This window comes from Kitasatospora sp. NPDC114501 (genome assembly GCF_055633695.1).
In genome coordinates, this window is the sequence record NZ_JBVKDS010000009.1 from 94,652 (window position 1) to 109,243 (window position 14,592).

The window sequence follows — 14,592 nt, forward strand, 5'->3', positions numbered from 1 at the left end:
TCTCGCTTCTTGTTGGGGGGCCCCCGGGATAACAACCCCCCAACCCCCATCCCTCCCACCCCGGCGGCCCCCCCCCGGGGGGCAACCCCTCCGGGTGGGCCGCCGCGCTCGGGTCGTGCCACGGGACCCGGGCCGGACGGGGGTGTGGCCGGCCCGGTCCCGCGCCCGGCGTCAGGAGTCGCGTCGAACAGCCTCGACGCGACGGCGCCGGAGCACCATGCCGGCCCAGCCGACACCGATCGCGGCCGCGCCCGCGAGGAGCAGCGGACCGGTGGCCGTGGTGCCGCCCACGGCCGCGGCGGCGGTCGGGACCACCTGGCCGGCCGGGGAGTCAGGGTCCCCGCCGTGGCCGTGGTGGGCGACCGTGGACCTGGACGCGTCGGCCGCGATCTGGGCGTCGCTCGGCGCGGCCGGGGCCTGGGCGGCGAGCGCCGACACGGCGGTGGTCGAGGCGCCGAAGTCGACGTCGGAGCAGGCGTAGAAGGCCTCCGGGCTGTCGCTGCGCTGCCACACCGTGTACAGGACCTGGCGGCCGGTGCGCTGCGGCAGGGTGCCGGAGTAGGAGTACAAGCCGTTGACGGTGTTGCGGTCGACCTGCACCGTGGCCACCGGGGTCGGGTCGAGGTCCGACCACTTCAGCGGCTTGGTGGGGTCGTAGCCCGCCTTGGTGATGTAGACGGTCTGGGTGCCGACGTGCGGGGCGGTGGCGCGGAACTGGAAGGTGAAGGCGCCGGCCTTCACCGCGGTGGCCGGCCAGTCGGTGCGCGGCCAGTCCAGTGCCGCGTACTTGTCGCGGTTGGCCGAGCAGAGCCTGCCGTCCGGGATCAGCGCCTGGTGGTTGCCGCCGGCGTTGGCGATGTTGACCTCGTTCCAGTCGTACAGCGGCTGGGTGCCGCTCGCGGCGACGAGGTCCTTGCAGATCTGGGACACCGGGTGCTCGGGGCCCTCCGCGTAGCAGGCGGCGATCCGGCTCACGGGGTTGGTCATCGTGCCGTGGGCGCTGGCGGTGCCGGCGGTGGCACCGGCCACCGCGAGGACCGCGGCGCCGATCACGCCGACGGACAGGGCACTTCGCTTGATGGACATGGGGTGGGGACTCCTTGACCGTCGTTCCGGGCGAGTGTGGGGGAGCGGGCACGCCTGCCCGTTCGGGAGCCGCCGGCCCGGCGCGCGGCCCCCGGCCAGAGCGTAGGATTGGTCTGGACCAGATGGCAATAGCCGCGCGTGCCGCGCTTGTTGACGGACTGTAGGCCGCCGAACAGCGCAAAGGCCCGACGGACGGCCGTGGTTAGCCGTTCCATCGGGCCCCGTTAAGGCTCCGGAAAGGTCAGAGGTTCAGACTGTTGATCGTGTGGGCCTGTACGACCTTGCCGTGGATCCTGGCGTTCCCGCTGATCTCGTTGTGCACCGTGCCGAGTACCTGCTCGGACCGAGCTGGTGCGAACTCATCGAGGATCGCCCGGAGTTCGGCAACCATGGCCGGGTCGTTGGCCAGCAGTCGACGCAGCTTGGGCTCCCACTCGCCCTGTGCGCTCTGAGCGGCGGATTCGCGATCGTCCTCCGGTGTCGCGATCAACTCCGCCTGGGTTTCGTCCAGCTCCTCGGAGACCGACTCCGCCCGCCGACCGAACATCGCGGCTACGCGCGGCTTGACCCGTTCCCAGGCCGACGTGACCATGAGGCCGGCCAGGGCGGTCGCGCCCCTTGTCGCAATCTCGGTGATCTCGGCGTCCATGCGGCCCCCTTGGTGTCAGCGGTGTCGGCACCACGGTAGGGCAAGGACGGACGGAACGTCAGAGGAACGTCCTGCCCTCACCCCGGTACGTCGGCACGGTCCGGACGATCCGGTCGCCCTCGATCAGGTGCAGCTCGGCGAAGCGTTCGCACAGCTCGCCCGCCTTGGCGTGCCGGAACCAGACCCGGTCGCCGATCAGCAGGTCGTCCGCCGCCGAGCCGAGCAGCGGGGTCTGCACCTCCCCGGCGCCCTCCATCGGGTCGTAGCGCAGCCCGGCGGGCAGGTACGGCACCGGCGAGCGGTCCGGGCCGGCCGCGCCGGAGGCCGGGTAGCCGCCGCCGAGGACGGTGACCACGCCGAGGCCGGGGCGGCGCACCACCGGCTGGCCGAACAGCGCGGCCGGGCGGCCCCGGAAGGAGCGGTAGTTGTCGAACAGCTGCGGCTGGTACAGCCCGGAGCCGGCCGCCACCTCGGTGACGGCGCGCTCGGCCGCGGTGGACTCCACGCTGCCGGTGCCGCCGCCGTTGACGAACTCCAGGTCGGCCACCTGCCGCAGCCGCCGGACCGCCGCCGCCCGGCGCTCGGCCAGCTCGGTCCGGGCCCTGGCCTGCATCAGCCGGATCAGCTGCGAGCGCACCGGCCGTCCGGGCACCCGGTCGCCCACTCCGGCGACGTGCCCCTCGTAGGCCATCAGGCCGACCACCCGGAAGCCCCGGCGGCGCTGGACGAGTTCGGCGAAGGCGCCGAGGCCCTCGGGGGTGCGCAGCGGCGAGCGCCGGGCGCCGACCCGGACCCGGCCGCCGAGCAGGTGCAGCGAGGTGTCCAGCTCCAGGCAGACCCGGACCTCGGCGTCGCCGCTGCGGGCCTCGTCGATCAGGTCCAGCTGGGCCGGGTCGTCCAGGACGACGGTGATTCCGCGGGCGGCCTCCGGGTCGGCGGTCAGCTCGGCGAAGCCGGCCCGGTCGGCGGAGGGGTAGGCGAGCAGGATGTCGCGGACGCCGGCGCGGGCCAGCCAGAGCGACTCCTCCAGGGTGAAGGTCATCACCCCGAGGAAGCCGTCCACCGCCAGCGCCCGCTCCAGCAGTGCCCGGCAGCGGAGTGACTTGCTGGCCAGCCGGATCGGCTTGCCGCCCGCCCGGCGGACCAGGTCGGCGGCGTTCGCGTCGAAGGCGGCGAGGTCCACGACGGCCACCGGCCCGTCCAGGTGGGCGGTGGCGCGGTCGTACCGGAGGCGGTCGGAGACCGGGGCGGGCGCGGCGGGTGCGTCGAGGATCACCATGGGCGCAGGGTGCCACACCGCACTACCGGTGGGTAGGCCCCGTGCGGGGAAAACGGGGGATGCCCCGCGTGCGGGGGCGTGCAGCGGAATGGGGCGGCTGGGGCACGGTGGCATAGGCTCGGGCGGGTGGACCGCAAAGACTTCTCCAACCCGGCGTTCGTCGGCAAGAGCATCCCGAATCCCGGCTTCTCCGACGACGACGGCACCGCCGACCCGGCGCTCACCGAGGCTCTCGCCCGCTGGGCGCGGGACCGCGCGGCCGAGCCGGAGGTGCTGGCGGCCCTGACCCCCACCCGGCTGATGGTCCCGATCGTCGCGATCCTCGGCGAGGTCGAGGTGAGCCCGGAGGGGCACCGGCACGAGAAGACCAGCGACATGGCGGTCCCGGTGCTGGAGGCCGCGGACGGTCGCCGCGCGCTGCCGGCCTTCACCTCGCTCGAGTCGCTGACCCGCTGGCGGGCCGACGCCCGCCCGGCGCCGACGGCGGCCCCGCAGGCCGCGATGGTCGCCTTCGCGGAGCGCGCCGACACCCTGCTGATCGACCCGGCCGGGCCGGTGCCGTTCCAGCTGAGCGGCGCCCGGCTGCGGGCGCTGGCGGAGAACCGCCCGTTCCTGCCGCCGGTCCGGGACCCGGAGGTGCGCGAGGCGGTCCGCGGGCTGCTGGCGGCCGAGCCGCAGGTGGTCACCGGGCTGCTGGCGGCCTCGGACGACTCGGACGGGGTGCTCGCGGTGGTGTTCGACCCGGCGCTGGACCAGGCCGGGTTGCAGGCGGCCGCGCAGCGGGTCGGGCAGGCGGTGGCCGCCGACCCGTTGCTGCGGGTGCGGCTGGACCGGGGGCTGGACCTCGCGGTGCTGCCGGCCGGCGCGGAGCTGCCGGGGGAGCCGCTTCACAAGCGGTAGGGCGGTAGGACGAAGGGGCAGCGAACCGTACGGTCCACTGCCCCTGGTGCGTCGTGTCTCAGGAGTAGACGGGCCCGGTGAACTTCTCGCCCGGGCCCGCGCCCGGGGCGTCCGGGACGATCGACGCCTCGCGGAACGCCAGCTGGAGCGAGCGCAGCCCGTCCCGCAGCGGCGCGGCGTGGAAGTTGCTGATCTCCGGGGCACCGGCGGTGACCAGCCCGGCCAGCGCGGTGATCAGCTTGCGGGCCTCGTCCAGGTCCTTGTCCTTCTCGCCGCCCTCGGCGAGACCGCACTTGACGGCGGCGGCGCTCATCAGGTGCACCGCGACGGTGGTGATCACCTCGACGGCCGGGACCTCGGCGATGTCGCGGGTGAGGTCGTCGAAGCCGATCGCGGCGTCGTCAGCGCCGGGGTTCTGGGTGGGCTCGCTGCTCAAGGGAGGCTCGTTCCGTTGTGCCGTGTGGGTACAGGTGGAGCGTACAAGGGGTCCTGCGGAGGGGCGGAATAGCGTTCGACGGCGCGACGCTGTAAGCTTCGAGACTGACCGGCCGGGCTCCCTCAAGGGTCCCCGGCCAGCAAGAGGAGGCTCCACTGAGGAGGCCCGAGAGGGCAACCGCGAAAGTCTCCCACCTGATCGGCCTCGCGGTCGACGGGTCCCGGTCCGCGACGGGCGCCCCTGGCGCCGAGTCGCCGCAACGCCCCTCACCGGGCGTCGCCCCCGGTTGTGTGGAGCCCCGCTTGTACCGAGCGGGGCTTTTTTCGTGCGGCGGTGTACCCACCGGACAGCGCAGCACGAATGAAGCCCCGCCCAGTGGTCGAGTCCACTACGTGCGACCGCCGTCCGACGGCCGCATCGCAGAAGGTGCAACCGAGGAGGCCCCATCAGCACCGAGCCCCGCATCAACGACCGGATTCGCGTCCCCGAGGTGCGACTCGTCGGTCCCAGCGGCGAGCAGGTCGGCATCGTGCCGCTTGCCAAGGCGCTGGAGCTCGCGCAGGAGTACGACCTCGACCTGGTCGAGGTCGCGGCGACCGCCCGGCCGCCGGTGTGCAAGCTCATGGACTACGGCAAGTTCAAGTACGAGTCGGCCATGAAGGCCCGTGAGGCGCGCAAGAACCAGGCGCACACGGTCATCAAGGAGATGAAGCTCCGGCCGAAGATCGACCCGCACGACTATGACACCAAGAAGGGTCACGTCGTCCGGTTCCTCAAGCAGGGCGACAAGGTCAAGATCACGATCATGTTCCGCGGTCGTGAGCAGTCCCGCCCCGAGCTGGGCTTCCGTCTGCTCCAGCGGCTCGCCGACGACGTCCAGGACCTGGGCTTCGTCGAGTCCTCGCCGAAGCAGGACGGCCGTAACATGATCATGGTCCTTGGCCCGCACAAGAAGAAGACCGAGGCGATGGCCGAGGCCCGCGCCCTCGCGGACGCCCGCAAGGCCGAGCGTCAGGGCCGCACCCCCGGCTCCGACGCCGCCGCGGACGACGACGTGGCGGTCGACGATGACGCCGTGATCGACGACGCCGTGACCGAGGCGCAGGACGCCCCGGCCGAGGCGCCGGCCGCCGAGGCCGACGCTCCGGTCGAGCAGCCGGCCGCCTCCCAGGGCGCCTGAGCCTTCACCGGCCAGGAGGCCCGGGAGACCGGCCCACAGGGTGACGGGGCGGCCCGCCCGGTCACCGCAGATCCATCCAGTTCACGCCCGCGTGGCAGCCGCCGCGCGGGCGTGGACGGGACCGACGAGGAGATACGGCGAAATGCCGAAGCAGAAGACGCACAGTGGCGCCAGCAAGCGCTTCAAGATCAGTGGCTCTGGCAAGGTGCTGCGCGAGCGCGCCGGCCGCCGCCACCTCCTGGAGCACAAGCCCTCGACGCTGACCCGCAAGCTGGCCGGGACGATCGAGCTGGCCCCCGCTGACGCCAAGAAGATCAAGAAGCTTCTCGGCAAGTGATCGCCCTCCCGCCCGGTGCGAGCCGCGAGCGGGGCAGCTGATCCTTCCCGACCCATTCGAATGACGGACCACGTGAAGTAGTCCGTGGTCCAACCCAAGGAGTAATCAAGTGGCACGCGTCAAGCGGGCAGTCAACGCCCACAAGAAGCGCCGGGTCATCCTGGAGCGCGCCAGCGGCTACCGTGGCCAGCGTTCGCGCCTGTACCGCAAGGCCAAGGAGCAGGTCACCCACTCGCTGGTCTACAACTTCAACGACCGCAAGAAGCGCAAGGGCGACTTCCGTCAGCTGTGGATCCAGCGCATCAACGCTGCGGCCCGTGCCAACGGCATCACCTACAACCGCTTCGTGCAGGGCCTGAAGGCCGCCAGCGTCGAGATCGACCGCAAGATGCTGGCCGACCTGGCCGTCAACGACCCGGGTGCGTTCGCCTCCCTGGTCGAGGTCGCCCAGAAGGCGCTGCCGGCCGACGTGAACGCCCCGAAGGCCGCCGCCGACGCCGCCTGATCTTCCGAGATCGGTTGAGCTCCGACCGGACCCGCAGGTTCGCCTGCGGGTCCGGTCCTGCTTCTGCCCCTCCTTCAGCGCCTCCAGAGAACGAGACCATGCCGAGCACCGACACCCCCCTGCTGACCTCCCTGCGCTCGCCGCGCGTCGTCGCCGCCCGCCGGCTGGCCAAGCGCAACCAGCGCACCAAGGAGCGCCGGTTCCTGGCCGAGGGCCCGCAGGCGGTCCGGGAGGCCGTGGCCTTCGGCAGGCTGCCGGGCACCGGTGAGCACGCCGTGGTCGAGGTCTACGTGACGCCGGAGGCCGCCGAGCGGCACGCCGGCATCGTCGAGGCGACCCTGGCCGAGGGGCTGCCGGTGCTGACCGCCACCGACGAGGTGATCGCCGAGATCTGCGACACGGTGACCCCGCAGGGCATCGTGGCGCTCTGCCGCTTCATCGACACCCCGTTCGCCGAGGTGCTCAAGGCCCGTCCCAAGCTGGTCGCGGTCCTCGCCCACGTGCGCGACCCCGGGAACGCCGGCACCGTGCTGCGCACCGCCGACGCGGCCGGCGCGGACGCCGTGGTGCTCACCGACGCCTCGGTGGACCTCTACAACCCGAAGGCAGTCCGGGCCTCCGTGGGCAGCCTGTTCCACCTGCCGGTGGCGGTCGGCGTGCCGGTCGAGGAGGCCGTCGGGAAGCTGCGCGAGGCCGGCGTCCGGGTGCTCGCCGCGGACGGCGCGGGGGAGCGGGACCTGGACCGGGAGCTGGACGAGGGCACCCTGGGCGCGCCCGGTGCGTGGGTGTTCGGCAACGAGGCGTGGGGGCTTCCGGAGGAGACCCGCGCGCTCACCGACGAGGTCGTGCGCGTCCCGATCCACGGCCACGCGGAGAGCCTCAACCTGGCCACCGCGGCGGCCGTCTGCCTGTACGCCTCGGCCCGCGCCCAGCGTTCGCCCGGCGGCTGCCGCTCGAACGCCTGACGCACCGCCGAGCGCACCCGGGGGCGCGTCCGGATCACCCCGTTGCAAGCCCTACTGCACGGGCCTGGGAGGCGCTAGGGTCTGCCTCGGTGGGGGGAACGGCACGGTGGGTAATCGGGGAGGCAACCCATGGTCGGCAGCGGGCCCGAGCTCGACCCGGACGACCTGCCGGACGGCCTGGTGGTCGCCGACGCGCTGGGCCGGGTGGTCTGCTTCAACCGGGCCGCGGCCCGGCTCACCGGCGTGCTCCCGCAGGCCGCGCTCGGCAGCGGTCTGGAGGACGCCCTCCCGCTGGAGGACCTGGACGGCCGCCGCTGGTGGCAGCTGACCGACCCGTACGGCGGCCTGGCCATCCGCACCCGCCAGCCGGAGCGCAACCTGCTGCTGCCCGGGGGGCGCGAGGTGCTGGTCTCCGCCCGGTACGTGCGCAGCGCGCCGGGCGGGCCGCTGGAGCGGCTGGTGATCGCCCTGCGCGGCACCGAGGCCCGGCGCCGCACCGAGCGCAGCCACGCCGAGCTGATCGCCACCGTGGCGCACGAGCTGCGCTCCCCGCTGACCAGCGTCAAGGGCTTCACGGCGACGCTACTGGCCAAGTGGGAGCGGTTCACCGACGGGCAGAAGCGGCTGATGCTGGAGACCGTGGACGCCGACGCCGACCGGGTCACCCGGCTGATCGCCGAGCTGCTGGACATCTCCCGGATCGACGCCGGCCGGCTGGAGCTGCGCAAGCAGGTGGTCGACCTGGCCGCGGCGGTGCGCCGGCACGTCGAGCGCAAGGTCGCCACCGGCATCCCCGAGGACCGCTTCGACATCCGGATCGCCGAGCCGCTGACCGTCCTGTGGGCCGACCCGGACAAGGTCGACCAGGTGCTCGCCAACCTGCTGGAAAATGCGGTGCGGCACGGTGAGGGAACTGTCACGATCGAGGTGGCACCGGCCAAGGAGGTCGTCGAGGCGCCCCTCTGGGAGCGCGGCGGCACCCCGCCCCGCATCGTGGAAGGCACAGCGGTCACCGTGAGCGACGAAGGCAGCGGCATCCCCGAGGAGTCGATGCCGCGCGTCTTCACCCGCTTCTGGCGCGGCTCCAAGCGCGGCGGCACGGGCCTGGGCCTCTACATCGTCAAGGGCATCGTGGAGGCCCACGGCGGCTCGATCCGCGTCGACCGCGCGCCCGGCGGCGGCGCCCGGTTCCGATTCATCCTGCCCGCCGGGGTACCCGACTTCATGCTCTGAGGGAGCAGGAACGACAGGCACAGCGTGCCGTGGGTTCCCGAGCAGGTCGGACGTCGCTCCCCGGACGGGCTTCGCGGCAGCGGTGATACCCGCTGCGACTACACTCGACCTTTGGCGTTGGCCCAAAGACCTTGAGCACGGACGAGCAGGAGCACGGGAAAGATAGAGATGTCGGCACCCAACAAGTCGTACGACCCGGTCGAGGTCGAGGCCCTGAAGCCCGAGGTGGTGGAGCAGGCGCGGGACGAGGCGGTCGCCGCGTTCGCCGCCGCCGGTTCCCTGGACGAGCTGAAGCAGGCCAAGGTCGCCCACACCGGCGACCGCTCCGCGCTCTCTCTCGCCAACCGCGAGATCGGCGCCCTGCCCCCGCATGCCAAGGCGGCCGCCGGAAAACTGATCGGCCAGGCCCGCGGGGCCGTCAACCAGGCACTCGCCAAGCGGCAGGCCGAGCTGGAGGCGGAGCGGGACGCCCGCGTGCTGGTCGAGGAGGCGGTGGACGTCACGCTGCCGTACGACCGCGCCCCGCGCGGCGCCCGGCACCCGCTGACCACCATGGCCGAGCTCATCGAGGACACCTTCGTCGCGATGGGCTACCAGGTCGCGGAGGGCCCCGAGGTCGAGGCCGAGTGGCTCAACTTCGACGCCCTCAACCTGGGCCCGGACCACCCGGCCCGCTCGATGCAGGACACCTTCTTCGTCCAGGCCCCGGACGGCTCCGCCGACTCCGGCGTGGTGCTGCGCACCCAGACCTCCCCGGTCCAGGCCCGCACCATGCTCGACCGCGAGCCGCCGCTCTACGTGGTCTGCCCGGGCCGGGTCTACCGGACCGACGAGCTGGACGCCACCCACACCCCGGTCTTCCGCCAGGTCGAGGGCCTCGCGGTGGACGAGGGCATCACCTTCGCCGACCTCAAGGGCACCATCGAGGTGCTGGTCGAGAAGCTGATCGGCGGCGGCCTGGAGCTGCGCTGGCGCCCGTCGTACTTCCCGTTCACCGAGCCGAGCGCGGAGATCGACCTCCAGTGCTTCGTGTGCCGCGGCGCGAGCGTCGGCAACCCGGACCGGCCGTGCCGGACCTGCTCCTCCGAGGGCTGGATCGAGCTCGGCGGCTGCGGCGTGGTCAACCCGCGGGTGCTGGTCGCCTGCGGTGTCGACCCCGACCGCTACAGCGGCTTCGCCTTCGGCCTGGGCCTGGAGCGGATCCTGATGAATCGTCACAACGTCGCCGACATGCGCGACATGGTCGAGGGTGACGTCCGCTTCACCCTCCCGTTCGGGATGGAGATCTGATGCGCGTCCCGCTTTCCTGGCTGCGCGAGTACGTCGACCTGCCGGCCGGCGAGACCGGCCGTGACGTCGCGGAGCGCCTGGTCCGGGCCGGCCTGGAGGTCGAGACCGTCGAGCAGCTCGGCGCGGACCTCAAGGGCCCGCTGGTGGTCGGCGAGGTGCTCTCCATCGAGGAGCTGTCCGGCTTCAAGAAACCGATCCGGCACTGCTTCGTGAACGTCGGCGACGCCAACGGCACCGGCGAGCCGCAGGAGATCGTCTGCGGTGCGACCAACTTCGCCGTCGGCGACAAGGTCGTGGTCGTGCTCCCGGGCGCGGTGCTGCCCGGCCCGTTCCCGATCGCGGCCCGCAAGACCTACGGCCACACCTCGGCCGGCATGATCTGCTCCGCCCGCGAGCTGGGCATGGGCGACGACCACAACGGCATCATCGTGCTCCCGCCGGAGTACGAGCCCGGCACCGACGCCGTCGAGCTGCTCCAGCTCGTCGACGAGGTGCTCGACATCGCCGTCACCCCGGACCGCGGCTACTGCCTGTCCATGCGCGGCGTGGCCCGTGAGGCCGCCGCCGCGTACGGGCTGCCGCTGGCCGACCCGGCGCTGCTCGACGTGCCGCCGGCGAACTCCTTCGGCTACCTGGTGAAGGTCAACGACCAGGCCGGCTGCGACCGCTTCGTGGCCCGTACGGTCGTCGGCGTCGACCCGAACGCCAAGTCCCCGATCTGGCTCCAGCGCAGGCTCCAGAAGTCGGGCATCCGTCCGATCTCGCTGACCGTCGACATCACCAACTACGTGATGCTGGAGGTCGGGCAGCCGCTGCACGCCTACGACAAGCAGCGCGTGGACGGCCCGATCGTGGTCCGCCGGGCGGAGCAGGGCGAGACCCTCACCACCCTCGACGGGGTCGAGCGCAAGCTCGCCGCCGAGGACCTGCTGATCTGCGACAACAGCGGCCCGATCGGCCTGGCCGGCGTGATGGGCGGCGCCTCCACCGAGATCCTCGACCCGGCCGCCGGCCCGGGCACCACCGAGGTGGTCATCGAGGCGGCGCACTTCGACCCGGTCGCCATCGCCCGCACCGCCAAGCGGCACAAGCTGCCCTCCGAGGCGTCCAAGCGCTTCGAGCGCGGCGTCGACCCGGAGGCCGCCCGCGCCGCCGCGCAGCGCGCCGTCGACCTGCTGGTCCTGATCGCCGGCGGCACCGCCGAGGCCGGGGTCACCGACATCGCCGCCCCGCACCCGGTGCGCACCATCACCATCGCCGCCGACCTGCCCGACCGGGTGGCCGGCACCGCGTACGGCCGCGAGACCGTCACCCGGCGCCTGCAGGAGATCGGCTGCTCGGTCTCCGGCGCCGACGTCCTGGAGGTCACCCCGCCGACCTGGCGCCCCGACCTCACCGACCCGTACGACCTCGCGGAGGAGGTCATCCGGCTGGAGGGCTACGACAACGTCCCCGCCCGGATGCCCGATGTGCCCCCGGGCAAGGGCCTGACCGAGGCCCAGCGGGTCAACCGCCGGATCGGCGTCGCGCTGGCGGCGGCCGGCTACGTCGAGGTCAACAACTACCCGTTCCTCGGCGAGGCCGCCTTCGAGGCGCTCGGCCTGGAGGCGGACGACCGGCGCCGCCGCACGGTGAAGCTGGTCAACCCGCTGAACGACGAGGAGCCGGCGCTGCGCACCACGCTGCTGCCGGGCCTGCTCGGCGCGCTGCGCCGCAACGTCGGCCGGGGCAACACCGACCTGGCGGTCTACGAGACCGGCACCGTCTTCCTGCCCAAGGACGAGCTGAGCGTGGCCCCGCGTCCGGCGGTCGACCACCGGCCCAGCGACGAGGAGCTGGCCGCGCTGGACGCCGCGCTGCCGGACCAGCCGCGCCGGATCGCCGTCGCCCTCGCGGGCGAGCGGCTGCCGTCGGGCTGGTGGGGCAAGGGCGCCCAGGCCTCCTGGGCGGACGCCGTCGAGGCCGCCCGTACGGTGGCCCGCGCGGCCGGCGTCGAGCTGACCGTCCGCCAGGGCCAGCTGGCACCGTGGCACCCGGGCCGCTGCGCCGAGCTGGTGGTGGCCGGCACCGACCGGGTGGTCGGCCACGCCGGTGAGCTGCACCCGCGGGTGGTCAAGGCGCTCGGGCTGCCGGCCCGTACCGCCGCCATGGAGATCGACGTCGACCTGCTCACCGCCGACGGCGCCGAGCGGGTCGGCGGCCCGACCGTCTCCGGTTTCCCGGTGGCGACCCAGGACGTCGCGCTGATCGTCGACGCCGCCGTCCCGGCCGCCGACGTCGAGGCCGCGCTGCGTGCCGGCGCGGGCGAACTGCTGGAGGCCATCCGGCTGTTCGACGTGTTCACCGGTGAGCAGGTCGGCGAGGGCAGGAAGTCGCTGGCGTACGCGCTGCGCTTCCGCGCGGTCGACCGCACCCTGACCGCCGACGAGGCCACCGCCGCCCGCGAGGCGGCCGTCGCCGAGGCCGTCGCCCGCACCGGCGCGGTGCTGCGCGGCGCCTGACGCGGCAGCGCCCCAGGAGGGCCCCGCCCCGGACCACGCGTCCGGGGCGGGGCCCTCTCCGTTTGCCGGGCGCGCGGGGCCCGACCGCACCAAGATCTCTTGAAGAGGTTCCGTCAAAACCCTTGCGGGAGCACGGCCGGAGGCGTTTTCCTTTTCTCGTTAGGAAAGTTTCCTAACCCCCTGAGGAATCGGAGCGTCCCATGCGCCCTCAGCCCCGTCGTGCCCTCCGCATCGCCCTCGCCGCCGCCCTGGTGGCCGCGCCCCTGACCGTCGCGGCCACCTCGGCGGCCCAGGCCGCCCCGTCGCCGGCCGCCGCCGTCCAGTTCAAGGGGGTCGGGCTGGACGACCCGCACAAGAAGGACATCGCGATGCAGCTGGTGTCCAGCGCGGAGAACTCGTCGCTGGACTGGAAGGCCCAGTACAAGTACATCGAGGACATCAAGGACGGCCGCGGCTACACCGCCGGCATCATCGGCTTCTGCTCCGGCACCGGTGACATGCTGGAGCTGGTCCAGCACTACACCGACCTCAAGCCCGACAACGTCCTGGCCAAGTTCCTGCCGGCCCTGAAGAAGGTCAACGGCTCCGACTCGCACGCCGGTCTCGGCTCCGCGTTCGAGAAGGCCTGGGCCACCGCCGCCAAGGACTCCGTCTTCCAGCAGGCGCAGAACGACGAGCGCGACCGGGTGTACTTCAACCCCGCGGTCAACCAGGCCAAGAGCGACGGCCTGCGCGCGCTCGGCCAGTTCGCCTACTACGACGCCATCGTCATGCACGGTCCGGGCAACAGCTCGGACAGCTTCGGCGGCATCCGCGCCGCCGCTATGAAGAAGGCCAGGACCCCCGCCCAGGGCGGCGACGAGGCCACCTACCTCAAGGCCTTCCTGGACGCCCGCAAGGTGGCCATGAAGAAGGAGGAGGCGCACTCCGACACCAGCCGGGTCGACACCGAGCAGCTGGTCTTCCTCAACGCGAAGAACTTCGACCTCAACCCGCCGCTGAAGTGGAAGGTCTACGGCGACAGCTACGCCATCAACAGCTGACGTCAGGTCAGAAGCCGGTCCCGGCAGCCGGATCACGGCCGCCGGTCCCGGCTTCCCGGTGTCGCGAGGGGTCAGGCGCTCGCGGTGTAGTCGTAGAAGCCGCGGCCGGACTTGCGGCCCAGCAGGCCCGCGTCGACCATCCGGGAGAGCAGCGGGGGAGCGGCGTACAGCGGCTCCTTGTACTCGTCGTACATCGACTCGGCGATCGAGACGATGGTGTCCAGGCCGATCAGGTCGCACAGCCGCAGCGGGCCCATCGGGTGGGCGCAGCCGGCCTCCATGCCCTTGTCGATGTCGGAGGCGGTGGCCACGCCCGACTCGAACATCCGCACCGCGGACAGCAGGTACGGCACCAGCAGCGCGTTGACCACGAAGCCGGCCCGGTCGCGGGCGCGGATCGGCTCCTTGCCGAGCACCTGGGACGCGAAGGCCTCGACCCGCTCGGTGGTGGTCGCCGAGGTGGTCAGGGTCGGGATGACCTCGACCAGCTTCTGCACCGGCGCCGGGTTGAAGAAGTGCAGGCCGATCACCTGCTCCGGGCGGGTGGTGGCGGCGGCCAGCTTCACGATCGGGATCGAGGAGGTGTTGGAGGCCAGGATCGCGTCGCGGCGCTCGACCACCCGGTCCAGGGTCTCGAAGATCCGGACCTTGACGTCCTCGCGCTCGGCGACGGCCTCGACCACCAGGTCGCGGTCGGCGAAGTCGGACAGGTCGACGGTGAAGGACAGCCGGGCCATCGCCTCGTCCCGCTGCTCGGGGGTCAGCTTGCCCCGCTTGACCGCCGTGTCCAGGGAGTTGGTCAGCCGGGTGCGGCCGAACTCCAGCGCCTCGCCGCTGGCCTCCGCCACCAGGACGTCCAGCCCGGCCCGGGCGAAGACCTCGGCGATACCCGACCCCATCAGGCCGCAGCCGATCACTCCGACGCGCGCGATGTCACTCACTCAGTTGCCCTTCGACGGTGCTGGGGATCGCCCAGCTACGGGTGGCCCAGCGAGGTGCTGGACGACGGGCCGGTGTACCGGAATGGGTGCACCGGTCACCGCCCCGACGACGTTACTACTCCGTACCGGCCAGTAGGTCACCCCCTCCCCGGCAGGGTGCCACGAACGGGAATCCCCCGAACGAGTGACGGAGCACCCCCGGACCCGTGTGCCCGGGGCCGGCTCCGCCCGGCGGCCGACAGAATGC

14 protein-coding genes are annotated in these 14,592 nt (G+C 72.8%); 9 read left to right on the top strand and 5 right to left on the bottom strand.

The genetic code is table 11. The features are described from left to right. Positions 1 to 171: 171 nt before the first annotated feature. The 3 genes from ACZ7RU_RS18280 to ACZ7RU_RS18290 all read right to left on the bottom strand — a co-directional run bounded on the left by ACZ7RU_RS18280 (position 172) and on the right by ACZ7RU_RS18290 (position 3,014). Positions 172 to 1,086: a lytic polysaccharide monooxygenase auxiliary activity family 9 protein gene (locus ACZ7RU_RS18280; protein ID WP_470341950.1), complete on the bottom strand. Its 915-nt coding sequence runs from the start codon at positions 1,084 to 1,086 to the stop codon at positions 172 to 174. Positions 1,087 to 1,327: 241 nt separating this feature from the next. After that, a complete protein-coding gene (locus ACZ7RU_RS18285) occupies positions 1,328 to 1,735 on the bottom strand; it encodes a hypothetical protein (RefSeq protein WP_470341951.1) in 408 nt (135 codons plus the stop codon). A gap of 58 nt (positions 1,736 to 1,793) precedes the next feature. Continuing rightward, the gene (locus ACZ7RU_RS18290; protein ID WP_470341952.1) at positions 1,794 to 3,014 is read right to left on the bottom strand and encodes an amino acid deaminase/aldolase; all 1,221 of its coding nucleotides are present in this window, start codon (positions 3,012 to 3,014) and stop codon (positions 1,794 to 1,796) included. A 126-nt stretch (positions 3,015 to 3,140) separates the two neighbouring features. Here ACZ7RU_RS18290 and ACZ7RU_RS18295 point away from each other — a divergent pair, with 126 nt between their 5' ends. Beyond that, a complete protein-coding gene (locus tag ACZ7RU_RS18295; protein WP_470341953.1) occupies positions 3,141 to 3,914 on the top strand; it encodes an SseB family protein in 774 nt (257 codons plus the stop codon). Positions 3,915 to 3,972: 58 nt separating this feature from the next. Here ACZ7RU_RS18295 and ACZ7RU_RS18300 read toward each other — a convergent pair whose 3' ends face one another. Continuing rightward, entirely contained in the window at positions 3,973 to 4,350 is a 378-nt protein-coding gene (locus ACZ7RU_RS18300; protein WP_470341954.1) for a DUF1844 domain-containing protein, read from the bottom strand. A 445-nt stretch (positions 4,351 to 4,795) separates the two neighbouring features. Between ACZ7RU_RS18300 and infC the strand changes: the two genes are divergently transcribed. The 8 genes from infC to ACZ7RU_RS18340 all read left to right on the top strand — a co-directional run bounded on the left by infC (position 4,796) and on the right by ACZ7RU_RS18340 (position 13,404). Continuing rightward, on the top strand, positions 4,796 to 5,530 hold the full coding sequence (gene infC, locus ACZ7RU_RS18305) for a translation initiation factor IF-3 (RefSeq protein ID WP_470342177.1): 735 nt from the start codon (positions 4,796 to 4,798) through the stop codon (positions 5,528 to 5,530). 142 nt (positions 5,531 to 5,672) lie between these two features. Then, on the top strand, positions 5,673 to 5,867 hold the full coding sequence (gene rpmI, locus ACZ7RU_RS18310; RefSeq protein WP_045701618.1) for a 50S ribosomal protein L35: 195 nt from the start codon (positions 5,673 to 5,675) through the stop codon (positions 5,865 to 5,867). Positions 5,868 to 5,976: 109 nt separating this feature from the next. Then, positions 5,977 to 6,372: a 50S ribosomal protein L20 gene (gene rplT / locus ACZ7RU_RS18315; protein ID WP_030055649.1), complete on the top strand. Its 396-nt coding sequence runs from the start codon at positions 5,977 to 5,979 to the stop codon at positions 6,370 to 6,372. Between the two features lie 98 nt (positions 6,373 to 6,470). Beyond that, a complete protein-coding gene (locus tag ACZ7RU_RS18320; RefSeq protein ID WP_470341955.1) occupies positions 6,471 to 7,337 on the top strand; it encodes a TrmH family RNA methyltransferase in 867 nt (288 codons plus the stop codon). Between the two features lie 129 nt (positions 7,338 to 7,466). Beyond that, a complete protein-coding gene (locus ACZ7RU_RS18325) occupies positions 7,467 to 8,570 on the top strand; it encodes a sensor histidine kinase (RefSeq protein WP_470341956.1) in 1,104 nt (367 codons plus the stop codon). Between the two features lie 168 nt (positions 8,571 to 8,738). After that, positions 8,739 to 9,860 (top strand): phenylalanine--tRNA ligase subunit alpha, encoded by a 1,122-nt coding sequence (gene pheS, locus ACZ7RU_RS18330; RefSeq protein WP_387750694.1) that lies wholly within the window; start codon positions 8,739 to 8,741, stop codon positions 9,858 to 9,860. Beyond that, complete coding sequence (gene pheT, locus ACZ7RU_RS18335; protein WP_470341957.1) at positions 9,860 to 12,361, top strand: phenylalanine--tRNA ligase subunit beta; 2,502 nt, start codon at positions 9,860 to 9,862, stop codon at positions 12,359 to 12,361. Before pheS ends, pheT begins: the two co-directional genes overlap by 1 nt. A gap of 200 nt (positions 12,362 to 12,561) precedes the next feature. Continuing rightward, the gene (locus ACZ7RU_RS18340; RefSeq protein ID WP_470341958.1) at positions 12,562 to 13,404 is read left to right on the top strand and encodes a chitosanase; all 843 of its coding nucleotides are present in this window, start codon (positions 12,562 to 12,564) and stop codon (positions 13,402 to 13,404) included. Positions 13,405 to 13,475: 71 nt separating this feature from the next. Here ACZ7RU_RS18340 and ACZ7RU_RS18345 read toward each other — a convergent pair whose 3' ends face one another. Then, a complete protein-coding gene (locus tag ACZ7RU_RS18345; protein ID WP_470341959.1) occupies positions 13,476 to 14,345 on the bottom strand; it encodes a 3-hydroxybutyryl-CoA dehydrogenase in 870 nt (289 codons plus the stop codon). Positions 14,346 to 14,592: the final 247 nt, after the last annotated feature.

What these genes read in the sequence shown, in the direction of transcription:
- rpmI (WP_045701618.1), top strand. Translation starts at nt 5,673, where the DNA reads ATGCCGAAGCAGAAGACGCACAGTGGCGCCAGCAAGCGCTTCAAGATC.
- ACZ7RU_RS18340 (WP_470341958.1), top strand. Translation starts at nt 12,562, where the DNA reads ATGCGCCCTCAGCCCCGTCGTGCCCTCCGCATCGCCCTCGCCGCCGCC.
- ACZ7RU_RS18290 (WP_470341952.1), bottom strand. Translation starts at nt 3,014, where the DNA reads ATGGTGATCCTCGACGCACCCGCCGCGCCCGCCCCGGTCTCCGACCGC.
- ACZ7RU_RS18285 (WP_470341951.1), bottom strand. Translation starts at nt 1,735, where the DNA reads ATGGACGCCGAGATCACCGAGATTGCGACAAGGGGCGCGACCGCCCTG.
- ACZ7RU_RS18320 (WP_470341955.1), top strand. Translation starts at nt 6,471, where the DNA reads ATGCCGAGCACCGACACCCCCCTGCTGACCTCCCTGCGCTCGCCGCGC.
- ACZ7RU_RS18280 (WP_470341950.1), bottom strand. Translation starts at nt 1,086, where the DNA reads ATGTCCATCAAGCGAAGTGCCCTGTCCGTCGGCGTGATCGGCGCCGCG.
- pheS (WP_387750694.1), top strand. Translation starts at nt 8,739, where the DNA reads ATGTCGGCACCCAACAAGTCGTACGACCCGGTCGAGGTCGAGGCCCTG.
- ACZ7RU_RS18325 (WP_470341956.1), top strand. Translation starts at nt 7,467, where the DNA reads ATGGTCGGCAGCGGGCCCGAGCTCGACCCGGACGACCTGCCGGACGGC.
- pheT (WP_470341957.1), top strand. Translation starts at nt 9,860, where the DNA reads ATGCGCGTCCCGCTTTCCTGGCTGCGCGAGTACGTCGACCTGCCGGCC.